The organism is Sellimonas catena, from assembly GCF_027924685.1.
GTDB lineage: Bacteria > Bacillota > Clostridia > Lachnospirales > Lachnospiraceae > Sellimonas > Sellimonas catena.
In genome coordinates this window covers 12883-36410 of the sequence record NZ_BSBO01000033.1, presented here as the reverse complement: position 1 = coordinate 36410, position 23528 = coordinate 12883, and the positions used below count along the sequence as shown (strand labels likewise).

Here is a 23528-nt window from a genome sequence, read left to right as displayed (position 1 = left end):
GAGGGTTTTGACTATGGGAAACACAGCTACTAAATCCAAGAAAGGTTATCCTTTTGGTTTCTACGCTTGTGCTCTGGGATTCACATTTGAAAGATGTGCATTCTACACAGTTAAATGGCTTCTTGCTATTTGGCTGGCTACGGAAACAACAAGTTCAATGGGTGGTATGGGACTTTCTTCTGTAGAAGCAAGTCAGGTTTCCGCTTATTTCGTAGCATTTACTTACATTACTCCTATGATCGGCGGTTACCTCGCTGACTACTGGGTAAGCCCGAGACTTTGCGTAGTTCTTGGTATGATTCTTATGGGTGTCGGCTACCTTATCGGATGGCAGGCAAGCAACATGACACTTGTATGGGTAATGATTATCTTTGTATCTGTTGGTACAGGTTTATTCAAAGGTAACTTATCCGGTGTCAACAGTTTGATGTTTGATGATCAGGATGAACTGAACTCAGCATTCTCTGTACAGTACTCTTTCGTTAATATCGGTTCTTTCATCGGAACGACATTCGTAGTACTGCTTGCAGATTCTCAGGGATATCAGTTCCTGCTGCTTATCGCTGGTGCTCTTCTGCTCATCGATGCAGTTTGGTTCCTTGCTAATGGCAAATCTCTTGGTGACAAGGGTAAACAGCCATTCAAGAAAGACCAGAGATCTTTCGTTGACAAAGAGAAGAAATCCGCAGAAGAAAACAAACCGCTTACATCCGGCGACAAAAAACGTATTGTTGCTATCGTAATCGTTACACTTTTCTCTGCTATTTTCTGGATTGCATGGTATATGTCCTACAACGTAGTATACTACTACTTCGGATTCGGCGACAGCTCCGAATTCCTGAACTGGGCTGACTGGAGCCTGTTCGGATGGCAGATTCCGCAGACATCCTACTTTGACTCTCTGAACGCTCTGACATGTATCGTTCTGGGACCTGTATTCGCTGTTGTATGGGCTAAAATGGCAGCAAGACCGCAGGGCGATATGTCCATGTTCAAGAAGACAGCTATCGGTATCTTCTTAGTAGGTCTTTCCTACGTAGCTATGGTTGTAGCTAACGTAATTCGTGGCGACGGACAGTGCTCATGGTTCTGGGTAATCTTGATCGCATTATTAATGTCCGTTGGTGAAATGATTTTCTCACCACTTGGAAACTCCTTTATTTCCATGTTCGCACCGGCAAAACTGATGGGATTCCTGTTAGGATTCTGGCCAATCGCTGTATTTATCGCTACACTGATTTACCCGAACCTGTACGGTGCTCTCGATGCTGGTTCAAGAGCTGGTAACTTCAACCTGTACTACAGCATCATTGCTGCAGTTGTTATCATCTGTGGTGTTCTGCTGTACGCATTCAGCGGCAAGCTGGATAAACTGGCTGATGAAAAATAATTGAAAACCAAAGGATTTCCACATATTGATTGTGTGTGATTCCTTAGAAAACAATCTGTTTTCCACAGACCGGCATGACTTTTGTCATGCCGGTTTTGTTATATCATTTTCTATGTTTTTTGTACATTTTTTACAATTTCTTCCATATAAGATTTGAACTTAAGCACCAATAGTGATAAAATATTTATAGCTAAAATTATTTCAGATAAAAAGGAGGTTTTTCTCATGACTGTTGTAGCAGACAGAATCGCCAGACTTCGTGCACTGATGGCAGAAAAAGGAATTGACGCATATGTTGTTCCGACTGCTGATTTTCACCAAAGCGAATATGTAGGCGAACACTTCAAAGCAAGAAAATTTATTACAGGATTCAGTGGTTCCTACGGTACTGCTGTCATCGGAAAGGACGATGCCGGACTCTGGACAGACGGAAGATATTTCTTCCAGGCTGAAAACGAAATGAAAGGAAGCGGTATCCGCCTGATGAAGATGTTTGTAGGCGATACACCTTCTGTTACAGAATGGCTTGCTTCCTATGTTCCGGAGGGAGGCACTGTCGCATTTGACGGACGTGTACTTTCCATGGGAGAAGGTCAGGAGTATGAAGAAGCACTTGCTTCCAAAGGAATTCGTATCGATTATATGGAAGATCTGATCGACTCGATCTGGGAAGATCGCCCGCCTCTTTCAGACAAACCGGCATTTTTCCTTGAAGAAAAATATTCCGGAGAAAGTACCTCTTCCAAACTGGAGCGCGTGAGAAAAGCAATGTCCGAACAGGGTGCTACCGCACATGTGATTGCATCGCTCGATGATATCTGCTGGCTGTTAAATGTCCGTGGGGATGATATCGATTTCTTCCCGCTTCTGCTCTCCTACGCCATTGTAAAAATGGACAGTGTAGAACTCTATGTGGACGACAGTAAATTAAACGAACAGATCCATGCAGAATTTGCAAAGAACAATGTAAATATTCATCCATACAATGACATTTACGAAGATATCAAAACACTTTCTGCAGATGAAGTCGCTATGATCGATCCAATGAAAATGAATTATGCACTTTACAAAAACATTCCTTGCAAAATTGTAGAATGCGCAAACCCGACTATCCTCATGAAAGCCATGAAAAACCCGGTTGAACTTGAAAATATTAAAGAAGCTCATATCAAAGACGGTGTGGCAATCACAAAATTCATGCACTGGATCAAAACACGCTACGATAAAGAGGTTATCACAGAATTAAGTTCCGCTGCAAAACTTACATCCCTGCGCGCTGAACAGGAAGGCTACATCCGTGACAGTTTCGAACCTCTTTGCGCATTCGGCGACCACGCAGCCATGATGCATTATTCACCATCTGAAGAAAGTGATGTACAACTCAAGGAAGGCGGATTCTTCCTCAATGATACAGGCGGCGGTTACTATGAAGGATCTACAGACATCACCCGTACTTTTGTACTCGGTTCTGTCAGCGATGAAATGAAAAAATACTATACCGCTGTTGTACGTGCCATGATGAATCTTGCGAGAGCAAAATTCCTCTACGGATGTTACGGATATAATCTTGACGTCCTTGCAAGAGGACCAATCTGGGAACTGGATCTTGATTTTCAGTGCGGCACCGGCCATGGCGTAGGATACCTTGCAAATATTCACGAACCACCGACAGGCTTCCGCTGGTATGTCGTACCGAGCAAGAACGAACACCACCAGCTCGAAGAAGGCATGGTTATCACTGACGAACCGGGAATCTACGAAGACGGCAAATTCGGAATCCGTACCGAAAACGAATTCATCGTCAGAAAAGGAACCAAAAACAAATACGGACAGTTCATGTACTTTGAAACCATCACCTTCGCACCAATCGATCTCGATGGAATCGATCCAGAATACCTGTCCAAAACAGAAAGAGAATGGCTCAATAACTACCACAAACAAGTATATGAAAAAATTTCTCCACACTTAACAGACGAAGAAAAAGAATGGCTCAAAACATATACAAGAGAAATTTAATTTGAAATCGGGGACGTGTTCCGATGCATCGGAACACGTCCCCGACGCGATAAAAAATCCTCTCCTATCCCTGTTGTCTGAATTTATCAAGTCTTCGAAACAATTCTTTTCTCGACATAATTCTAGGATCCAGCATTGTTTCTGCAAAATTTTTTCGATTCTCAGGTAATTTCTGTAGATCCCAGAGTTGCAAATCCGGATGTTCTTCTAGATAAATTTCTATCCATTTCCGAAATATTTTTTCCTTTTGTTCTCTGGTATCTTCCGGTAGATCTTCTATAAATACTTCTTCTAATTGAGGGATCACTCTTTCGGACGAATACACCATTTGTCCACTTTTAATAAACTGACGTGCATTTTCGTGTATCAGTCCCTCCTTTTCATAAAGGTACTCCTGCGCGCTGCTATATTGATATCGGTTCATTTTTCCTGTAATCTTTGCTTTGACTGGATTTAAGTGGATATAATAGAAACACTGCCAGAGATATTCTTCACTTTCAATTGGGAAACTTTTAAATCTGTTTTGAAATACATGTCCATTTCTTTCCATCTTTCGGTTGTAATACATTGCATAAGCCGTCTGCACAGCTTTCATGTACTCAGAAATCTCTTTCAGTGGTCCGTGCAGGAGAAGGTGTAAATGATTCGACATAATACAGTACGCATAGATTTCCACCGTCTCTACTTCCTTCTCTTTTAAATACTTTGTCAACTTTTCTTTATGTCGATTTGTTTCAAAAATGCGTTCTCGATTGATTCCCCGGATGATTACATGATAAAAATCCGAAGAAGATTTTTTTCTACCATTTCTTGGCAATTCATCACTCCGTTCTGTAAATTTCAAATTAAAAATTGAAAATAAATAAGATACAATTTAGAAAAAAGAAACTAAAAGATATGATTTCAGATTTTTTTCATCGGGGACAGGTTCCGATACGCCGGAACACGTCCCCAAAAATATTATACTCTTTTTTATAGAAGTGTACCACTGTTTCTTATTCTTTTTATGTATATTTCGACGACTGCTTATGTGTATTTACAGTGCATAGGTTTTCCAGATCTGTCGGTAGGTCCAGAGCAGGTCTTTTCTGGAAATTTGGTCTCCGCTGATGATATTTTTTTGTTCAAGAACTTCTCCGTTTAGTAGAAGGGTTACTTCTCCAAGTTTTTGTTTTTTTTCTACCGGGGCCTGGATCGTATCTTGCTCCTGGATCTGGATTTCGATCGTTTCTGTCTTTTTCATCAGAATCCGTTTTTGCCTGTCTGTTGTAGATATATTCAGGAATGCATTCACAGTTCCATCATTGTATAAATTTCCATCCTGTGGTGTTGAATCCTTCACTTCTTTTTCTTTTCCTGCCTCCAGAAGTCGTATTTCGCCATTTTGCAGTGCTTCCTCCCAATATTGGCGGTATTCGTACTGGTCGAGCCCGTACTGCACCAGTTTCTTCATATCATCCCATTTATAATATTTGTTATTCGGCCATCCGCAGGCAAGAAGTGTTACGATCAGTGTTTTGTCTCCCTGTCTTACCGCTCCCGCATAACAGTATCCTGCTTCTCCGGTAAATCCGGTTTTCCCGGTCAGTGCGCCTTCCATCATATCCAGAAATGCATTATGATTGCTGCATGTGAATTGTTTCTTCCCTGTGGTATCCTGAAATGTTTTTGTCTTTGTCTGTGTGATCCGCAAAAACGCTTCCTTTTGTGGCGATTCCATAATGCAATACCTCATAATTCTCGCCAAATCTTTCGCCGTTGTATGATGAATTCCGTCTTCGTCTTTTCCATCCAGCCCGTTTGGTGTCACAAAATTCGTGTGGTTGCACCCCAGTTTTTTTGCTTTCTGATCCATCAGACTTGTAAACTCATCCACAGTTCCTGAAATATGCTCCGCCACTGCCCACGCACTGTCATTGTGAGACTCCAGCATAATTGAGTACAGGAGATCTTCCATATAAAATTGATCGCCTTCCTTCATCCCAAGATGCACTTCCGGCTGTCTTGCTGCTTCTTTCGAAACTGTTACAATATCGTTAAGATTTGCTGTTTCCAATGCAAGAATACAGGTCATAATCTTCGTTGTACTTGCCATTGGACGCTCTTCCCCACCGTCTTTTTCAAACAGTATCCGTCCACTTTCACCATCCATGAGAACAGCTGACTGTGCATATAATTGCAAATTATCCACCTGAGCTTCTTCTTCCGCCTGTACCTGCAACACCGGAAAACCAACACTAATACAAAGTACACCTATCATAAAAATTACTCCGGCCTTCCACTTCAACCGTCTACAACTCCTCATTTTCAACAGACCACTCCCAGATCAAACTTTCTAAGACAACTCTATGAAAATTCAGACACCTTTATTCCAAAAATGTTCTTTTACCGTAATATTCATGTAAGGTTTGCTACTCATTTTGTTCATAATTTTTTCAACGGGGACGTGTTCCGGTGCATCGGAACACGTCCCCGTTGAAACGTTGAAAAATAAAAATTTTAACATTCTTCTGCGATTTTTTTGACGAGTTTTTCGGTATCGTCCCATCCGATGCATGGATCAGTAATGGACTGTCCGTAGGTGCGGTTGTCGGTGATTTCCTGGCGGCCTTCGATGAGGTAACTTTCGATCATGACTCCTTTGATGAGTTTTTTGAGATCGGTGTTATAATTTCTGCTATGCAGGACTTCGCTGACAATACGGATCTGTTCTTTGTATTGTTTGTTTGAGTTAGAGTGGTTTGCGTCTACGATGACTGCCGGGTTTTTGAGTCTGGATGTTTTGTACATTGCGCTGAGCCGGTAAAGGTCTTCATAGTGGTAGTTTGGTATGCAGGTTCCGTATTTGTCTACGCCGCCGCGGAGAATGGCGTGTGCGAGTGGATTGCCGCTGGTGGTGACATCGAGTGTCCGGTAGATAAACTGGTGGGCGCCTTGTGCTGCTTTGATAGAGTTGAGCATAACAGAAAGATCGCCGCTGGTCGGATTTTTCATTCCTACCGGGATATCCATGCCGCTTGCCGTCAATCGGTGCTGCTGATTTTCAACAGATCTTGCTCCTACAGCCTCATAGGAGAGAATGTCATCGAGGTAGCTTCTGTTTTCCGGATAAAGCATTTCGTCGGCTCCGGTGAGTCCGCTGACTTCGATGGAATGCAGATGAAGTTTCCGGATAGCGATCAAGCCTTCCAGAAGGTTTGGCTCTTTGTCCGGTTCCGGCTGATGCAGCATGCCTTTGTATCCTTCTCCTGTTGTTCTTGGTTTGTTCGTATAGATCCTCGGGATCAGAATCAGTTTGTCTTTGACTTCTTCGTTGAGTCGGGCGAGCCGTTCTACATATTCGCAGACTGCATCTTCGTTATCTGCGGAGCATGGTCCGATGATAACGAGAAATTTATCGGAATACCCGGTGAATACATTCTGAATCTCTCCATCCCGTTCTTCTTTGATTTTTTTCATGTCCGCAGACATAGGATATTTTTGTTTCAGCTCTTCCGGCTCCGGAAGTCTGGCCTGTATCTTCATTGCCATAATCTTGTCCTCTTTCTTTTTTTCTATCTTTTGCTGTCTTCTTTAAATTTGCCTGATCTCTGTTTGCTCTGTACAGTTTCAATCAAATTGCCCGTTTGCAATTATCATACATGCAGCTTGATCTCCGCTTCATCCTCTGCCTCTTCTTTAAACTGTTCCATCTGATCCGGATCGATGCCCGGCAGATCCTCCAGTTTCTGTACGCTGAATCTTCTTAAAAATTCTTCTGTCGTTCCGAAAAGAAGCGGCCTTCCCGGCGCGTCCAGTCTTCCAACTTCACAGACGAGGTTATATTCTACCAATTTGTTGACTGCGTGATCGGACTTGACGCCGCGGATCTTTTCAATTTCAATTTTGGTAACCGGCTGTTTATACGCAATGATGGAAAGTGTCTCCAGAAGAACATCGCTGAGCACCTGCTTTTTCGGCTGTTTTGCAATGCGGATCAAATACTCATAAGCCTCGGGTTTTGTGCACATCTGGCAGGAATCTTCCAGTTCAATAATGCTGATTCCTCTGTCCTCTTCTTCGTATCGTTTCTGCATGGATGTAACCGCCTCTTTAATCCGTTCTTCCGGCTCTTCTACCGCTTTTGCAATGCGTGAGAGTTCCACTGCTCCTCCCATGGTAAAGAGGATGGCCTCAATGATTCCTTCCAGTTTCCGTATCTCCATTGTCCTCTTCCTCCTCATCTGTGGACAGAATCAAAATGTCCCCGAATGTTTCTTCCTGACTTGCAGTGATCTTCCCGGCTTTCATCATCTCCAGTACTGCAAGAAAGGTCACGATAACCTGTACTTTCGATGACTGTTTCATCAGCAGATCACGGAACTTAAATGACCGGTGTGTCCTTGTATATTCTGAAATGTATTCCATCTTCTCCGGGAGTGTTACTTCTTCTTTTTCAATCTTGCCAAACCGGCTTCTGACCGGGTCAATCTTATCGTTCTGACGGCGCATGACTTCCTGAAAAATCTCGTTTAACCGGGTCAGGGTCAGATCCCCGATCAGCTCGTCCAGATCTACCGGTGGTGTGTACTCAGCCACCTCTTTCGGGAGATCCGCTTCCCGGTACATCCGCCTTTCGCCTAATACTTCCCGGTCCCGCAGTTCATACGATATATACTTGTACATCTTATACTGCAAAAGCTGTTCTACCAGCTCCTGTCTTGGATCTTCTTCCTCTCCTTCTTCGTTGACTTCTTTTGGAAGAAGCATTCTGCATTTGATATCCAGAAGAGTCGCCGCCATTACGAGAAACTCGCTCATGACATTCAGATCCTCCCGTTCCATCTGCCGGATATATTCCATGTACTGGTTGGTAATCTCTACAATCGGGATATCATAAATATCTATTTTATTTTTATCAATCAGGTGCAGGAGCAGGTCCAGCGGCCCCTCAAACACCGGAAGCTTTACCGGTATGCCCATTTGGTTCCTTCTTTCTCTACGCTTCGTCTAACCGTTTTATTATACATGATCCTGCTTCTTTTCTCAAGAGATTCCGCTCCCTTCCCGCAGTTTCCCACACGCTGCTATTTTTCCTGCCGTCCGCAGATTACAACCACTTCCGCCCGGTCAAACAAGCGGATCGGGATGCTGTGTCCTCCCAGTCCTTTGCTGACAATGATATCACTCTCGCCGCGCCTGGAATGTTCTCCCGAATATTTCGGAAATAATGTCAGCTGCGGTGAAATGATTCCGCCGATCCCGGGAAGGCGTACGACTCCGCCGTGAAGGTGTCCGCACAGGACAAGGTTCATTCCCCAGTCCGCGTAGGTTTCCGCATAAAGTGCCTGATGAGCCAGCAGAATCTTATACGGACCTCCGTCTTTGACCGGACGCATGTCAAACTGTTCCGGCATCAACTGTTCCGGACTCTCATCACAAAAAGAATCATAGTGTTTCCATGGAACCTGCTTGGCAAAAAAGGAAACCGGAATTTCCAGTCCTCCGATCTGTACATTCTGTCCTCCAAGCTTCAGGGTGCAGGCTTCATTTTCGAGCATATGAATTCCGGCGTCGACCAGCCTTTTTTTATAATTCTGATAGGCCTTTCCATATTCTTCCTCGCACTCTTTCATCTTCTGCTCATGGTTTCCATTGGCACAGTAAACCGGAGCAATGGACGGAAGCTGTTCCATAAAGCGTGCCGCCTTCTCCGATTTTTCACCGGTACTTCGGATCAGCATGTCCCCTCCAACAAGGATCAGATCCGGCTTCTCGTCACGTACTGCGCGGAGCAGTTTTTCATTGCCTTCTCCGTATTCCTGATTGTGAAGGTCACTTAAAAAAACAATCTTCCAGTCATCTCCTGTGCCATTGGTCCCGGAATCCACATCATAGCGTGTTACTACAAAGGTATGGTTTTCATAAAAAATTCTCAAAAGCACCAGAAGCGCAAGAAAGAAAAGACACACGATAACGGTTATCATTCTGCCTTTTCCCCCGTTTCTGCCGCTTCTTTAACTGCCTCGTACAGGTCACGGATCGTGTCAAAACAATAGTCCGGCTTCCAGATGCTTGTCCGCACTTCCTCCTCATCGGCTTCTCCGGTGTAGACAACCGCCGTCTCCATTCCGGCATTGATGCCGCAGGCGATATCGGTGTAAAGCCGGTCCCCTACAACAAGGAACTCTTCCGAAGATCCCCGGCACTGCTTTGCACACAGATCCGCAATTACCCGGTTTGGTTTACCGATAAAGTGCGGCTCACGACCGACGGTATCACGGATCATCCCGCAGATAGCACCACAGTCCGGAATGAATCCGAAAGGTGCAGGACACCTCAGATCCGGATTGGTTCCGAGGAAATCCACTTCCTCCCGGAACAGCAGTTTACACGCTTTTTCCAGTTTTTCATACCGAAGTGTATCGTCAAACCCGGCAAGAACACAGGTCACATCCTGCTCTGCCTCTTCCGTCACCTGCACTCCGAATCCTTTCAGTTCTTCCACGAAAGAAGGTGTCCCAAGTACAAACACCTTCTTCCCCGCATAGTGTTCTTTCATATAAAGGCATGCCGCGTAGGAAGCAGTCATAAACTGCTCCTCCGAAGCTTCGATGCCCCATCTTGCAAATTTGTCAACATAGTCTTTCCTGCTCTTTGTAGAATTGTTTGTGATATAGAAACTCCGGCCGCCTTTTCTTTCAATCCATTCCAGCAACTCTTTGGTTCCGTCATATAATGTCTCTCCGACAGCCAGCGTTCCGTCAATATCAAATAAAAAATACTTTTTTTCTTTTAACATGCTTTTGGCTCCTTTTCCTAGACATTATATAATTTTTCTCTTCCTTTTACAACGAAAAGCTGTCCAAAACATCTTCGATTGCGTGTTTTAGCGACATGGCCGGCACATCGTCCGCCGCAGCCAGCTCCACTTCTCCGATCTTCTCCCCGTTCAGCAGATACTGTACCGTTCCAGCCTTCTGTCCTTTCTTCACCGGAGCTTTTAAAGAGGCCTTTGGCACCACTTCCTTTTCTACTCCGCTTACATCCGCTCCGCTGACGTCGAGATAAGAGAAACCGCTCTTCTGCACGACCTTTACCTGATCCTCTTCTCCACGTTCCACTTTTACCGTTTTTTGCACGGACTCCCAGTCCGGATCCTCGTACTTCCGGCAGATGGAGAATCCATAATTCAGCAGTGTCTGAGCATCTGCAAACCGTGTCTTTACGTCCGGCGCCGCCATAATAACGGCAATCAGATCAATTCCGTCTTTCTGTGCGGTGGCACTCAAACAGAATTTTGCCTCTCCTGTGGATCCTGTCTTCAGCCCGGTGGCATAGGAGTACTGTCGGATGAGCTTATTCGTATTGGAAAGGCCAAACTCTTCCTCGCCCTTTTTCGTTTTATGTACGATGGTATCCATCCAGATTTTCGCATACTCGTACACATCCGGATATTTTGTAATCAGTTCCCGTGACATCAGTGCAATATCTCTGGCTGTCGTCACATGACCGTCCGTATCCAGGCCGTTACAGTTTTTAAACACTGTATTCTCCATCCCGAGACCTTTGGCCCGTTCATTCATCTGCTGCACAAACGCCTCCTCTGTGCCGGAAATGTATTCTGCCATGGCGACACAGGCATCATTGGCACTGGATACAACGATACATTTCAGCAAGGTATCCACCGTCTGTTCTTCTCCGGCTTCCAGAAACACCTGGCTGCCTCCCATGGAAGCGGCATACTCCGAGGTGGTCACCACATCTTCTTTGTGAATTTTCCCTGCCGAAAGGGCGTCGTAAATCAAAAGAATCGTCATAACTTTGGTCACACTGGCCGGCGGTCTTCTGGTATCCGCGTCCTTTTCATACAATACTTTTCCCGTTGACGCCTCCATCAAAAAAACAGAAGGAGCCGTGACGGTCACACTTCCCGCACTTTCTCCTCCTGTCTCTTCTTCTGCCATGACGGCCATACTCCCCGAAATGCAGAACAGGACCGACGCCATCAGCATTGCTATCCACTTTTTCACTTCTTACCTCTTCATCTGGCATTTATTACATTGTAGGATTCTGCCTGCCAAAATATGTCTGTCCCATCAAGAAAGGAGCGGAAATCGAAGCTGAATCGTAAACCAGTTCCCCTTCAGCCAGGCCCGGATCTCTCCGTGCATCCGTACAGTAAATTCCTTTGCAATGGAAAGTCCAAGGCCGGAGGAAGCGTTCCTGCTTCTTGCCTCGTCCGCCTTATAAAACCGTTCAAATACTTTCCCTACATCAATTTCATCCGGCCTGGCCGTATAGTTGGCACACTCCACCACAGCCCAGCCCTCTTTCCTGAACATGGAGAATTTCATCTTCCCCTCTCCATGATCGAGACCATTTTTGATAATATTCTGGAGCGTCCGGCGAAGCCCCGCTTCGTTTCCTTCGATCTGCAGCTGCTCCTCGGTAAGATCAATCTCCGGTTCCATGCCTCTTTCCACCCAGACATCATAATAAGAAAACGCCGTCTCGGTCAAAATCCGGTTCAGATAAAGGGGCTCCAGTTTCAGCTCATAGGTCTCATTTTTCAGTTTTGTATAGGTGAACAACTCTTCCAGCATTTCTTTCAGGCTTACAATCCGCTCCTGAATCACTTTTAGATACCGTTCCCGTTCTTTCTGCTCTTTGCTGTCTCTTAACAGCTGGAAATATCCATCAAGCGAAGTCAAAGGGGTCCGGATATCGTGGGAAAGATTCGTATAAGCATCGGAAATGTCCTGCTCTTTTTTCAGATATCTCCGCCGCTGCTCTCTCTGCAGTTCCAGCATTTCATTCAGTTCATCTGTCAGTTCCCGGATGCCGAAAGCATCCATCTGCCTTGTAATCAGAAGATTGCTGTCATATTCTTTCAGAAACGCCAGCTGGCGGCAGATATCCCGTATCTGCCGCTTGTATACTGCCAGTATGATAAGAAGTACAGCCACCAGGGCCGCAAGAATTCCAATGATCCATTCCATTTATCTGATGTCCCTTCTTTGAAATACAATGGCACTGACTACAGTGAAGACTGTACCGTAGACAATCGCCACCAGGGCTGCCTTAATCAGGAGATCCGGATCTCCGTGAAGCTGCAGTATACTGATCGATCCCGTTACCGTGTAAGAAAGAACGTCCACTGTCCTGTCAAAGACTGATTGAAGTCCTCTTCCGACCATTCCCCAGAGCAGGACCGTCATATTCATGCAGAGCATGATCGCCAGCGTCATGCTGATAATATTATTGAGAATAAGGATCGAAATTCCCATCACAATCAGAGCCAGTGCATAGTGCAGCAGCAGCTGGGTTCCGATATATCCGAGGAACTCCGATACCGGACCGACCTCCAGATATCCGTAAAATACTGCATTACAGAAAGCCTGAACTGCCAAAGTAAGCAAAAAGGTCAGTACCGTATAGAAAAATAAAATCACTGCCTTGGAAATCACCAGATCCGACCGCCTCCTGCACTGTCCTCCGATGTTTTTAATGTATCCGCTCCGAATATCTGCCGTTGCAAAGAGAACGGCAAAAATGACGATAAAAATCGCTTCCACTTTCCCCTGCGTGTTGGCATAAAACATGTCATAGAGCGTTGCTTTCTGCCCCGGTTCTGTCGGCACTGTCACATACATGCCAAGATTCTCCGCCGTATCTTCTACTCCTTCCTGCATCGTCTCCCAGTTATTGGCACTTGCCTGTGGATCCTTATATTCTTCCCGCATGAATGCAGTAGTGAGAACCAGCATCACAGTAAGCAAGATCCAGAGAATGTACTGGCTTTTTGATTTCAGCATCCGGTAAAAGTCCATTTTAATGATATTCAGCATGACCGGCACCTCCTGTCAGATTCAGATAATAATTCTCCAGCTTCTCGCTGCACACCTTCAATTCCCGGATATCCGCCCCGGCACGAATCAGCTCCCTGTTTAACCATGCGCTCCGGTCCATCTTCTCAAAGACCCACACATGACCGGAATCCACGATCTGATACTGCTGAATTCCAAGCCGGTCCAGTATCGGCACAATCTGTTCCGGCACTCCCGTAGCAATCTCAATCCGCTCGCCGCAGCGCTCCATCAGTTCTTCCCGTGTAATCTCCTCGATCAGTTCCCCGTGATGGATAATGCCATAATCCGTCGCAATCTTGGAGAGTTCCTCCAGAATATGGCTGGAAATCACAATCGTCATATTTTTCTCTTTATTCAGTTTCAGGATGGTATCTCTGATCTCCACAATTCCCTGCGGGTCCAGTCCGTTAATCGGTTCGTCGAGCAGCAGCAGGTCCGGCTCGCCTACCAGAGCAAGGCCGATTCCAAGTCTCTGTTTCATCCCGAGGGAAAAGTGCTTCGTTTTTTTCTTTCCCGTGTCTGAAAGGCCTACAATTTTCAGAATCTCCTCAATGTATCCTTTTTTATGAATTCCGAAAAAACGACATTTCAGGTCCAGATTATCATAGGCGCTTAAATTTCCGTAAATCCCCGGTGCCTCGATCAGGCACCCGATCCGGGACCGTACATTTGCAAGTTCTTTTCCCCTCAGCCCGAATATCTCGATCTCACCGCTGCTTGGCGATGCAAGTCCGGCAAGCATTTTTAAAAACGTTGTCTTCCCGGCGCCGTTTCGTCCGATCAGTCCGTATACCGCCCCTTTCCGGACATGCATGCTGATCCGGCTGACCGCCCTGTGATGCCAGTATTGTTTTGTAAGTCCCTGGGTTCTGACTATCGTCTGATTCACTTTTATTCATCTCCTTTTTTTATTTGCTTTCATCTTACACTCTCTTTCCAAATCCTTCGCAAATAAAAAGTAAAGACTTCGTAAAGATCTCATCTGGAAAGTGTATAGCCGATTCCCCATACTGTATCGATAAACGACCGGTCCGATACTGTTTTTAGTTTCTTCCTGATATTGCTGATATGCACATCAATGGCCTTCGTTTCACCCATAAACGGCTCCTCCCACGCCGCCTCAAAAATCTCTTCCTTGCTGAATACTTTTTTGGGCCAGCTAAGAAACAGTTCCAGAATCAAAAACTCCTGCCTGGTCACTCCTTCCAGACGCACCCCGTCTACGTAGATCTGGTGCTCCTCACGGTCAAGGAGAAGTCCATTGTGCTCCAGCACTTTCGTTTCTTTGGCCCCGGAACTTTTTCTGAGCTGTACCTGGACTCTTGCCAGCACTTCCCGGATCTCAAAAGGTTTGACCACATAATCATCCGCGCCGCCAAGGAGAACATCCACCTTATCGTCCATCTCATCTTTTGCAGAAAGAACAATAACCGGAATGGCCCCTTTTGCACGGATCTCTTTCAGAAGCGCCTCCCCGGACATGCCCGGCAGCATCAGATCCAGAAGGACCAGATCCGGCCGTTCCTGCGAAAGCACAAATCTCCCTTCTGTCCCGGAAAATGCCTGTACGCAGCGGTATCCTTCCTTTTCCAACGCTTCTTTCAGCATCTCATTGATATTGACATCATCTTCCACAATCAAAATCATATTCATCCTGTCTTCCTTCCTTTTGGCTCATCTTTTCCTATCGTAGCACGTCCGAAGTTTTCTGTAAACATAGAAAAAAACAGGATGCCTTCCGGCATCCTGTCTCTGCACATCTTAGTTATATTTACGTTTTCTAGCAGCCTCAGATTTCTTTTTACGTCTTACGCTTGGTTTTTCGTAATGTTCTCTCTTACGAATCTCCTGCTGGATACCAGCTTTTGCGCAGTTACGTTTGAATCTGCGTAAAGCGCTGTCTAAACTTTCGTTTTCTTTAACGATTACATTTGACATAGTCTCACACCTAACCTCCCCTCCAGTCCTGTATTGTGCATCATACGACTGTTCGGGTATTTTATTGCACTACAAGTATTATACCATATTTTCTTTATCCGTCAAGGAGTTTTTCGCATCTTTATACGCGCTTTTGCGGGATTATGCCAGCTGTTCCTTTGCGGTTTCTCTTGCTTTTTCCAGTGCAGCATCCACGCCATCCGGATTCTTGCCGCCGGCCTGTGCCATGTTCGGGCGTCCGCCGCCGCCTCCGCCGACCAGTCCTGCGATGGCTTTGATCAGGTTTCCTGCATGGGCGCCTTTCTTCACCGCGCCGTCTGTCGCCGTCGCCATCAGGCTGACTTTTCCGTCTGTCACAGATGCGATCACGATGACGCCTTCACCGACTTTTTCCTTTAACTGATCGCCGAGATCACGCAGTCCGTTCATGTCTACGCCTTCGACTTTTGTTGCGATCACGGAAATTCCATCGATCACTTCTGCCTGATCTGTGACATCTCCCATGGCATCCTTTGCCAGTTTGCTCTTCAGGCTTTCCACTTCGCTTCTAAGCTCTTTGTTCTCTGCCTGCAGATGGCTGATCTTCTCTTCCAGATGATCCGGTGTCGTCTTCAAAGCCCTGGAAGCCTCATGAAGAATCATTTCCAGATTTGCATAGTATTCCATCAGTCCTTTGGAAGTCAGTGCCTCGATACGGCGCACACCTGCTGCCACACCTGCTTCGGAAACAATCTTGAAGGATCCGATGGATGCAGTATTGTCCACGTGTGTTCCACCGCAAAATTCCTTGGAGAATTCTCCCATGCTGACAACGCGGACGATATCGCCGTACTTTTCACCAAACAAAGCCTGCGCCCCTGTCTTTTTGGCCTCTTCGATCGGAAGGTTTTCTACCTTCACCGGAAGTGCATCGGCAATGGCCTTGTTTACAATATCTTCTACGTTTTTGATTTCTTCCGGCGTCAGTGCGGAGAAATGGGTAAAGTCAAAACGAAGTCTTGCCGCATCCACGTAGGAACCAGCCTGCTCTACGTGCGTTCCAAGTACGGTACGCAGTGCTTTCTGAAGCAGATGAGTCGCACTGTGGTTTCTTGCGGAGAGTCTTCTGTTCTCCTCATCGACTTTCAGCACAACCGTCTCTCCGGTACGGATCATGCCTTTTACTGTATATCCAATATGCGCGATCTTTCCGCCCAGAAGTTTCTTCACATCTTTTACTACGAATTCAAAGCTTCCATCTTCGGAAGTAATCACACCTTTGTCTGCATTCTGTCCACCGCTTGTTGCATAGAACGGAGTCTCTTCTACGAAAATCGTACCTTCCACGCCTTCGGTCAGCGCCTCAGTCAGTTCGTTCTCTGTCGTCAGCACCGTTACCCTGGAGCTGTGTGTCAGTATCTCATATCCAACAAAAGTCGATGTCACAGACGGGTCGATGGACTCATAAACAGTCACGTCTGCTCCCATATAGTTTGTTACGCCTCTTGCTGCACGTGCGGTCTCCCGCTGTACCTGCATGGCTTTCTGGAATCCTTCCTCATCTACGGAAATTCCCTTTTCTTCCAGGATCTCTTTTGTCAGATCCAGCGGGAATCCATATGTGTCGTAGAGCTTGAACGCATTGTCTCCGGAAAGAATCTTCTCTCCTTTTTCGTTCATCTCTGCTTCCATCTCTGCAAGGATGCCGAGACCCTGGTCGATGGTTTTATTAAACTGGTCTTCCTCTTTACTAATGACATTGAGAATGAAATCTCTCTTTTCTTCCAGTTCCGGGTACCCGTCTTTGGATCCGGCGATTACCGTCTCGCAAAGACCGGACAAGAATTTTCCTTCGATATTCAGAATTCTTCCGTGACGGCATGCGCGGCGCAGGAGACGTCGAAGCACGTAGCCTCTTCCCTCGTTGGACGGCATGATTCCGTCGGAAATCATAAATGTCACGGAACGGATATGGTCTGTGATGACACGGATGGAAATATCCGTCTTCTCATCCTCTTTGTAAGTCACGCCCGCAATCCGGCATACATGGTCACGGAGCGCTTTCATTGTATCAATATCAAAAATGGAATCCACGTCCTGTACAACACTTGCCAGACGCTCCAGTCCCATTCCTGTATCGATATTCTTCTGTTCCAGTTCGCTGTAATTGCCGTGTCCGTCGTTGTCAAACTGGGTGAATACGTTGTTCCAGATTTCCATGTAACGGTCGCACTCACAGCCTACTGTACAGTCCGGTTTGCCGCAGCCGTATTTTTCGCCGCGGTCATAGTAGATCTCGGAACATGGTCCGCAAGGTCCGGAACCGTGCTCCCAGAAATTGTCTTCTTTTCCAAACTTGTAAATCCGGTCTGCCGAGATGCCCATCTCCTTGTTCCATATATCAAAGGCTTCCTGATCATCCACGTAAACGGACGGATACAGGCGGTTTGGATCAAGTCCTACCACTTCGGTCAGGAATTCCCAGGACCAGTGGATCGCCTCTCTTTTAAAATAATCTCCGAAGGAAAAGTTCCCGAGCATCTCGAAAAAGGTACCGTGTCTTGCGGTCTTTCCTACATTTTCGATATCACCGGTACGGATACATTTCTGGCATGTAGCCATCCGTCTTCTCGGCGGAATCTCCTGTCCGGTAAAGTATGGTTTTAATGGTGCCATCCCGGAATTGATGAGCAACAAACTCTTATCGTTGTGCGGCACCAGGGAAAAACTTTTGTGAACGAGATGTTCTTTGCTCTCGAAAAAGTCCAGGAACATCTTTCTTAACTCATTGACTCCATAAGTCTGCATGACGCTGTCTGCCTCCTCATTGTATATTTCAAGCGTTCTCTCTTCTTTTGCTTATCTTATTAATCATACTGGATTGCACGGAAGGTGTCAAGATTCCTTCTCCCCGGAATGCAGGACTTTCTGCGCAAAATGGACGGACTGCATGGCGTCTTTCCCGTAAAAATCCGCTCCGATCATGTCTGCATACTCCTGATTGAGCACCGCTCCGCCCACCATAACCTGGCAGTCCGGCTTTTCTTTTCGGAGCAGCCGGATGGTTTCCTCCATATTGACCACGGTTGTTGTCATCAACGCGCTTAATCCCACGAGGCGGATGTCCTCTTTGACCGCTGTTTCCACGATCCGCTCCGGATCTACATCTTTTCCCAGGTCAATCACGTCAAATCCGTAATTTTCCAGCAGCACTTTGACGATATTTTTCCCAATATCGTGGATGTCGCCCTTGACCGTGGCAAGAATGATTTTTCCGTTTTTCTCCTGCACAATGCCGCTTTGTTCCATCGTATCCTTGAGTACCGCAAAGGCCTCTTTCGCCGCATCCGCACTCATCAACAGCTGCGGAAGGAACAGCGTTCCCTGCTCAAACCGTTTTCCCACCGTGTCAAGGGCCGGAATCAGATGCTGATTGATAATGGAAAGAGGCTCCTCCGTCTCTGCAAGGGCTTTTGCCAGACGGCCTGCTTCCTCTTTCAGCCCCCGCTCAATGGTGTAACGCAGATCCATCTCCCCGGTTTTCCGGTCGTTTCCAGTTCCGGAAGCACCGCCGGCACTGTCTGTCTTCCCGGATGCCGGACTGCCTGTCCGGGCCGGTCCGGCCGGTTTATAATCTGCATACGCCGCAATATACGCCTCACAGTTTTTATCAAAGTTCATCAACGCCAGATAGGAACGGTAGGCCTTCATCATCTCTTCGGATCCCGGATTGATGATGCCCGCGGTCAGGCCTTTCTGCATGGCAAGGGCATAAAAGACGGAGTTTACTGCCGGGCGGTACGGAAGCCCGAAGGAAATATTGGACACGCCAAGCACCGTGCGGACATGGTATTTCTTCCGTACCATCTCCAGTGCCTGAAGCACCGTGATGGCTCCTTCCGGCTCGGAACTGATAGTCATGGTCAGCACATCAATGACAATGTCTTTCGGCCTGATTCCGTACTTTGCAGCCTCCCGGATAATCTTTCCGGCTACTTCCACACGTCCTTCGGCGGTCTTTGGAATTCCGTTTTCATCCAGTGCAAGGCCGATCACCACACCGCCGTATTTTTTCACAAGCGGGAAGACCATGTCCATGGATTCCTGTTTTCCGCTGACGGAATTGACCATCGGCTTTCCATTATAAATCCGCATGGCACGCTCCATGGCTCTTTGATCCACCGTATCAATCTGCAGAGGCAGGCTCGTAATGCCCTGAAGCTCCTTTACAACTTCCTCCATCATGGCCGGCTCATCAATATCCGGCAGGCCCACATTGACATCCAGAATATGGGCTCCCTGCTCCTGCTGGCGGATGCCTTCCTTTAAAATATAATCAATATCATGCTCTTTTAACGCCTGTTTGAAGCGTTTCTTTCCGGTCGGATTGATCCGCTCTCCAATAATCACCGGGCAGTCGCCAAGTACCACAGCCTGTCCGTAGGAGGAAACAATCGTCTCCGTTTTTTCCGTTGGAACCTGGATCTGCATACCCCTGCATGCCTTTGTCATGGCCCGGATATGAGCCGGGGTCGTACCACAGCATCCACCAATGATGCAGGCTCCGGTCTCCACAAGCTGCTTCATCCATCCCGCAAAAATCTCCGGCGTCACATCGTAGCATGTCTTTCCGTCTCTCTGCTTTGGAAGACCCGCATTCGGCTTTACAATCACCGGAACACTGGCATGTCGGCAGATCTCCTTTAAAATCGGAAGCATCTGCTCCGGTCCCAGTCCGCAGTTGATTCCAAGAGCATCCACGCCGAGTCCTTCCAGCATGGCCACTGTCCCCGTCACATCGCCCCCGGTCAGCAGTTTTCCTCTTTCATCAAAAATCAATGTCGCAAACACCGGAATACCGGTCTGCTCTTTTGCCGCAAGAACTGCAGCCTTGACTTCGTACGTATCGCTCATGGTTTCGATGTGAATCAGATCCGCCCCTGCCTCAGCTCCATAACGGGCCGCCTGAGCAAAGGCTTCGTAAGCCTCGTCAAAGGACAAATCTCCCATTGGCTCAAGCAGCTTTCCCGTCGGCCCGATATCCAGCGCCGCGTAATGTCTGCCGTCATCCTTTCCGGCCAAAGCTCTGGCGGTCTTGACATTGTCTACCGCAGCAAAGATAATCTCCCGCAGAGAACAGTCCTCGTCATGAAATTTCAGCGCATTGGCCCCAAAAGTATTGGACAGCACTATGTCGCTCCCGGCCTCATAATACTGTCTGTGGATCTCAATAATCTCTTCCTTTCTCTTCAGATTCCATGTCTCCGGAAGCTCTCCGGGCTTTAAACCTCTCTCCTGCAAAAGTGTCCCCATTCCACCGTCTAAAAACAGGAGCTCTTTTCCAAGCCGCTCTCTCATATCTGGTCACTCCTTCTTACTTGCTGTCTCTTCTGTATGCGCAGTCTGTCTTTTCACAGACCTCGCACCCCTGCCTGTGACAGGGCGTCTGCTCCGTACTGATTCCGATCAGTGCTGTCACCGATTTGGTGGGCGTCAGCATGAAACTTTTTGTCATCGTAAGACCGATGGTCTTGTCCGCCTGCAGGATCTTCAAAAGCATCTCCTGATGGCAGATATCAAAATCTCCATATCCAGGGCTGAATCTTGGACGGAGGTATTTTCCTTCTTCTGCCATTTCCTGCGCGATCCGATCCTGACAGCTGTCACAGTACTCCTCCAGAAGCGCTGCTGCACAGGCCTGCAGGACAACTGCTTTTGCCATCTCCGTCACAGAAGCCCTGCGGATCATCTGGTCAGCTTCCGGCCCAAGAGTCGCCGCAAACACTGCTGCCTGTCTGCAGCCTTTCATGTTTTTAGAAAGGCTTCTGCTTTTGATTTCCCAATCTCCGATTTTCAAGGTCTCCCCCTCCTGAGATAATTCAAAAATGCGATAGATGAATCGCTCTCTTACCCCGGAAGAAAGCTCCTCCATGGAGCTTTCCACCAAAGCAAGTGTCTGTTCATCTATCGCATGTCTTCCATATCCCAGATAACGGACAGCCTCCCTTATCTTTCTATTCATCTACAATCTCCGATAGATTCTCCATGATCGCCCTTGCAACCTCCGGCTTGTTCATGGAATAAATGTGGATATTATTGATTCCGTTTGCAATCAGATCGATCACCTGATCCGTCGCGTATGCAACGCCTGCCTGACGCATTGCTTTCGGGTTGTCCCCGAACCGGTCTACCAATGCTTTGAACCGCTCCGGCAGATAAGTTCCGGACAGTGAACAGATCCTCTTGATCTGGCTTTTGTTTGTGACCGGCATGATGCCCGGAAGCACCGGAACCGTGATCCCTGCCTCCCGGATCTTATACAGAAAATTGTATAAAATATGATTGTCAAAAAACATCTGGGTCGTCAGGAAATCAAGCCCGCAGTCCACCTTTTCTTTCAGGTGCCGGATATCCTCCTTCTGTGTTTCACTCTCCACATGTCCTTCCGGATAGCAGGCTCCGCCAAGACAGAAATCTCCACTTTCTTTTAAAAGTTCGATCAGTCCGATGGCATGCTGAAACTTGTCCTCCGCCGGATACTCCATTCCCTCCGGAATGTCGCCCCGAAGAGCCAGCACATTTTCAATACCTTCTTCTTTTAATTTTTTGATCACTTCCCGCACTTCTGCTTTCGTAGAAGAAACGCAGGTCAGGTGAGCAAGGCTTGGCACCTTCAGATCATTCTGAATATGGGATGCGATACCCACCGTATTCTTGCTTGTGCCGCCGCCTGCACCGTAAGTAACACTGATGAAGGAAGGTCTGACAGTGGCGATCTCATCCACCGCTTTCAGGACGCTCTCATATTTGTCATCCGTCTTCGGTGGAAACACCTCAAAGGAAATATGTACTTTTCCTGATTGTAATTTTTCTCTTATTTTCATGTTGTACTCCTAAGCTGTCTATGTTTTATTCTTTACAGGCTCTCATAAAGCTCTTCGTACTGCCTTGCGGAATTCTTCCAGGAGAAGTCTTTCTTCATGCCCTGCTCTACGATCTTGTTCCAGTCACGGCGTTTGTCATAATAAATCTTCTCCGCGTACCGGATGGTTGCAAGCATCTCATGGGCATTGTAGTTTGCAAAGCTGAAACCGGTCCCTGTCTTTTCAAATTCATTGTACGGCTCTACCGTATCTTTCAATCCTCCGGTCTCTCTGACAATCGGTACGGTACCGTAGCGCAGACTCATCAGCTGGCTCAGTCCGCACGGCTCGAAGAGAGACGGCATCAAAAAGGCATCACAGGATGCATAAATCTTATGGGAAATCGGCTCAGAATAATAAATATTTGCCGATACTTTACCCTGATATTTCCATGCAAAGTGGCGGAACATATTTTCGTAACGCTCTTCTCCTGTTCCAAGAGCCACGATCTGAACCGCATCCTGACAGAGCTCATCCATCACATACGCAATCAGATCAAATCCCTTCTGGTCAGTCAGACGGGATACGATACCGATCATCATGGTTTTCTTATCCTGATTCAGTCCAAGTGCCTCCTGAAGCGCAAGTTTATTCTTTACCTTTTCCTTGCGGAAATTCGTTACATCGTAGTGGTGCTCGATCATCGGGTCCGTCGCCGGATTCCACTCATTATAATCAAGACCATTTACGATACCGGACAGACAGTTGGATCTTGCATTCATCAGACCGTCCAGGCGCTCTCCGTAGAACGGCTGCTTGATCTCTTCTGCATAGGAATTGCTGACGGTCGTCACCTTGTCCGCATAAACGATACCGCCCTTTAACAGGTTGGCATCTTTGTATGCTTCCAGCTTGTCCGGCGCGAAATAATATGCCGGAAGTCCTGTGATGTCCTTCACTGTCTTCGTATCCCAGATTCCCTGGAACTTGAGGTTGTGAATCGTCATCACCGTCTTGATGCCGCGGAAGAATTCGTTGCCGTACCGGAAATTGTCCAGATAAACCGGCACAAGTCCTGTCTGCCAGTCGTGGCAGTGAATGATATCCGGGCGGAAATCAATCAGCGGAAGGGCGCTTAATGCTGCCTTTGAGAAGAACGCAAACTTCTCAATATCCCATTTCGTATCGCCGTACGGAGTAAATCCGTTGAAATAGTATTCATTATCGATGAAATAGAAGGTAATGCCCTCATGAACAAGCTCCAGAATTCCGACATACTGCTCTCTCCAGTTTAAGTCCATATAAAAATGTATTTTATATGTCAGTTTTTCTTTCCACTCTTCTTTCATACACATGTATTTCGGAAGCATTACTCTGACATCGTACTCTTCTTTGTCAAAATATTTTGGTAAGGAACCTACAACGTCTGCCAGTCCTCCTGTTTTGATAAATGGAACCGACTCAGATGCTACAAATAATATTTTCTTCATA

20 protein-coding genes are annotated in these 23528 nt (G+C 46.7%); 2 read left to right on the top strand and 18 right to left on the bottom strand.

Going from position 1 to position 23528, the window contains the following annotated elements; translation table 11 throughout:
- Window positions 1-13: 13 nt before the first annotated feature.
- Entirely contained in the window at window positions 14-1390 is a 1377-nt protein-coding gene (locus tag Selli1_RS14325; RefSeq protein ID WP_281844598.1) for a peptide MFS transporter, read from the top strand.
- A gap of 225 nt (window positions 1391-1615) precedes the next feature.
- Window positions 1616-3406, top strand: a complete 1791-nt coding sequence (locus Selli1_RS14320; RefSeq protein WP_087254885.1) for an aminopeptidase P family protein — start codon at window positions 1616-1618, stop codon at window positions 3404-3406.
- A 64-nt stretch (window positions 3407-3470) separates the two neighbouring features.
- Here Selli1_RS14320 and Selli1_RS14315 read toward each other — a convergent pair whose 3' ends face one another.
- The 18 genes from Selli1_RS14315 to glgA all read right to left on the bottom strand — a co-directional run bounded on the left by Selli1_RS14315 (window position 3471) and on the right by glgA (window position 23527).
- The gene (locus tag Selli1_RS14315) at window positions 3471-4223 is read right to left on the bottom strand and encodes a transposase (protein ID WP_281844596.1); all 753 of its coding nucleotides are present in this window, start codon (window positions 4221-4223) and stop codon (window positions 3471-3473) included.
- Between the two features lie 219 nt (window positions 4224-4442).
- A complete protein-coding gene (locus tag Selli1_RS14310) occupies window positions 4443-5666 on the bottom strand; it encodes a D-alanyl-D-alanine carboxypeptidase family protein (protein WP_281844595.1) in 1224 nt (407 codons plus the stop codon).
- A gap of 239 nt (window positions 5667-5905) precedes the next feature.
- Window positions 5906-6937, bottom strand: a complete 1032-nt coding sequence (locus Selli1_RS14305; RefSeq protein ID WP_087167294.1) for a 3-deoxy-7-phosphoheptulonate synthase — start codon at window positions 6935-6937, stop codon at window positions 5906-5908.
- 104 nt (window positions 6938-7041) lie between these two features.
- A complete protein-coding gene (scpB, locus tag Selli1_RS14300; protein ID WP_087167295.1) occupies window positions 7042-7611 on the bottom strand; it encodes an SMC-Scp complex subunit ScpB in 570 nt (189 codons plus the stop codon).
- On the bottom strand, window positions 7580-8368 hold the full coding sequence (locus Selli1_RS14295; protein ID WP_191426474.1) for a segregation and condensation protein A: 789 nt from the start codon (window positions 8366-8368) through the stop codon (window positions 7580-7582). The genes scpB and Selli1_RS14295 overlap by 32 nt, the downstream gene beginning before the upstream one ends.
- Before the next feature lie 104 nt (window positions 8369-8472).
- Window positions 8473-9372: a metallophosphoesterase gene (locus Selli1_RS14290; RefSeq protein ID WP_281873573.1), complete on the bottom strand. Its 900-nt coding sequence runs from the start codon at window positions 9370-9372 to the stop codon at window positions 8473-8475.
- Complete coding sequence (locus tag Selli1_RS14285; RefSeq protein ID WP_191436544.1) at window positions 9369-10187, bottom strand: HAD-IIA family hydrolase; 819 nt, start codon at window positions 10185-10187, stop codon at window positions 9369-9371. Before Selli1_RS14285 ends, Selli1_RS14290 begins: the two co-directional genes overlap by 4 nt.
- A 46-nt stretch (window positions 10188-10233) precedes the next feature.
- The gene (locus tag Selli1_RS14280) at window positions 10234-11361 is read right to left on the bottom strand and encodes a D-alanyl-D-alanine carboxypeptidase family protein (RefSeq protein WP_281873581.1); all 1128 of its coding nucleotides are present in this window, start codon (window positions 11359-11361) and stop codon (window positions 10234-10236) included.
- Between the two features lie 123 nt (window positions 11362-11484).
- Window positions 11485-12387 carry a sensor histidine kinase gene (locus Selli1_RS14275; RefSeq protein WP_281873570.1) on the bottom strand — a complete coding sequence of 301 codons (903 nt, stop codon included), beginning with the start codon at window positions 12385-12387 and terminating at the stop codon, window positions 11485-11487.
- A complete protein-coding gene (locus Selli1_RS14270; RefSeq protein WP_281873567.1) occupies window positions 12388-13236 on the bottom strand; it encodes an ABC transporter permease in 849 nt (282 codons plus the stop codon).
- Window positions 13220-14146 (bottom strand): ATP-binding cassette domain-containing protein, encoded by a 927-nt coding sequence (locus Selli1_RS14265; RefSeq protein ID WP_281873565.1) that lies wholly within the window; start codon window positions 14144-14146, stop codon window positions 13220-13222. Before Selli1_RS14265 ends, Selli1_RS14270 begins: the two co-directional genes overlap by 17 nt.
- 89 nt (window positions 14147-14235) lie before the next feature.
- The gene (locus tag Selli1_RS14260; protein ID WP_087167302.1) at window positions 14236-14910 is read right to left on the bottom strand and encodes a response regulator transcription factor; all 675 of its coding nucleotides are present in this window, start codon (window positions 14908-14910) and stop codon (window positions 14236-14238) included.
- A gap of 108 nt (window positions 14911-15018) precedes the next feature.
- A complete protein-coding gene (gene rpsU / locus Selli1_RS14255; protein ID WP_005603101.1) occupies window positions 15019-15195 on the bottom strand; it encodes a 30S ribosomal protein S21 in 177 nt (58 codons plus the stop codon).
- Window positions 15196-15336: 141 nt separating this feature from the next.
- Complete coding sequence (gene alaS / locus Selli1_RS14250; protein WP_281873563.1) at window positions 15337-17982, bottom strand: alanine--tRNA ligase; 2646 nt, start codon at window positions 17980-17982, stop codon at window positions 15337-15339.
- Between the two features lie 87 nt (window positions 17983-18069).
- Window positions 18070-20532, bottom strand: a complete 2463-nt coding sequence (locus Selli1_RS14245) for a homocysteine S-methyltransferase family protein (protein WP_281873561.1) — start codon at window positions 20530-20532, stop codon at window positions 18070-18072.
- A 16-nt stretch (window positions 20533-20548) separates the two neighbouring features.
- The gene (locus Selli1_RS14240) at window positions 20549-21196 is read right to left on the bottom strand and encodes a vitamin B12 dependent-methionine synthase activation domain-containing protein (RefSeq protein WP_087167305.1); all 648 of its coding nucleotides are present in this window, start codon (window positions 21194-21196) and stop codon (window positions 20549-20551) included.
- Window positions 21189-22058 (bottom strand): methylenetetrahydrofolate reductase [NAD(P)H], encoded by an 870-nt coding sequence (gene metF, locus Selli1_RS14235; RefSeq protein WP_281873560.1) that lies wholly within the window; start codon window positions 22056-22058, stop codon window positions 21189-21191. Before metF ends, Selli1_RS14240 begins: the two co-directional genes overlap by 8 nt.
- A 32-nt stretch (window positions 22059-22090) precedes the next feature.
- Window positions 22091-23527: a glycogen synthase GlgA gene (gene glgA, locus Selli1_RS14230; protein WP_087167307.1), complete on the bottom strand. Its 1437-nt coding sequence runs from the start codon at window positions 23525-23527 to the stop codon at window positions 22091-22093.
- Window position 23528: the final 1 nt, after the last annotated feature.

What these genes read in the sequence shown, in the direction of transcription:
- Selli1_RS14325 (WP_281844598.1), top strand. Translation starts at nt 14, where the DNA reads ATGGGAAACACAGCTACTAAATCCAAGAAAGGTTATCCTTTTGGTTTC.
- Selli1_RS14320 (WP_087254885.1), top strand. Translation starts at nt 1,616, where the DNA reads ATGACTGTTGTAGCAGACAGAATCGCCAGACTTCGTGCACTGATGGCA.
- Selli1_RS14310 (WP_281844595.1), bottom strand. Translation starts at nt 5,666, where the DNA reads ATGATAGGTGTACTTTGTATTAGTGTTGGTTTTCCGGTGTTGCAGGTA.
- Selli1_RS14305 (WP_087167294.1), bottom strand. Translation starts at nt 6,937, where the DNA reads ATGGCAATGAAGATACAGGCCAGACTTCCGGAGCCGGAAGAGCTGAAA.
- scpB (WP_087167295.1), bottom strand. Translation starts at nt 7,611, where the DNA reads ATGGAGATACGGAAACTGGAAGGAATCATTGAGGCCATCCTCTTTACC.
- Selli1_RS14295 (WP_191426474.1), bottom strand. Translation starts at nt 8,368, where the DNA reads ATGGGCATACCGGTAAAGCTTCCGGTGTTTGAGGGGCCGCTGGACCTG.
- Selli1_RS14290 (WP_281873573.1), bottom strand. Translation starts at nt 9,372, where the DNA reads ATGATAACCGTTATCGTGTGTCTTTTCTTTCTTGCGCTTCTGGTGCTT.
- Selli1_RS14285 (WP_191436544.1), bottom strand. Translation starts at nt 10,187, where the DNA reads ATGTTAAAAGAAAAAAAGTATTTTTTATTTGATATTGACGGAACGCTG.
- Selli1_RS14280 (WP_281873581.1), bottom strand. Translation starts at nt 11,361, where the DNA reads ATGGCCGTCATGGCAGAAGAAGAGACAGGAGGAGAAAGTGCGGGAAGT.
- Selli1_RS14275 (WP_281873570.1), bottom strand. Translation starts at nt 12,387, where the DNA reads ATGGAATGGATCATTGGAATTCTTGCGGCCCTGGTGGCTGTACTTCTT.
- Selli1_RS14270 (WP_281873567.1), bottom strand. Translation starts at nt 13,236, where the DNA reads ATGCTGAATATCATTAAAATGGACTTTTACCGGATGCTGAAATCAAAA.
- Selli1_RS14260 (WP_087167302.1), bottom strand. Translation starts at nt 14,910, where the DNA reads ATGAATATGATTTTGATTGTGGAAGATGATGTCAATATCAATGAGATG.
- rpsU (WP_005603101.1), bottom strand. Translation starts at nt 15,195, where the DNA reads ATGTCAAATGTAATCGTTAAAGAAAACGAAAGTTTAGACAGCGCTTTA.
- alaS (WP_281873563.1), bottom strand. Translation starts at nt 17,982, where the DNA reads ATGCAGACTTATGGAGTCAATGAGTTAAGAAAGATGTTCCTGGACTTT.
- Selli1_RS14245 (WP_281873561.1), bottom strand. Translation starts at nt 20,532, where the DNA reads ATGAGAGAGCGGCTTGGAAAAGAGCTCCTGTTTTTAGACGGTGGAATG.
- Selli1_RS14240 (WP_087167305.1), bottom strand. Translation starts at nt 21,196, where the DNA reads ATGAATAGAAAGATAAGGGAGGCTGTCCGTTATCTGGGATATGGAAGA.
- metF (WP_281873560.1), bottom strand. Translation starts at nt 22,058, where the DNA reads ATGAAAATAAGAGAAAAATTACAATCAGGAAAAGTACATATTTCCTTT.
- glgA (WP_087167307.1), bottom strand. Translation starts at nt 23,527, where the DNA reads ATGAAGAAAATATTATTTGTAGCATCTGAGTCGGTTCCATTTATCAAA.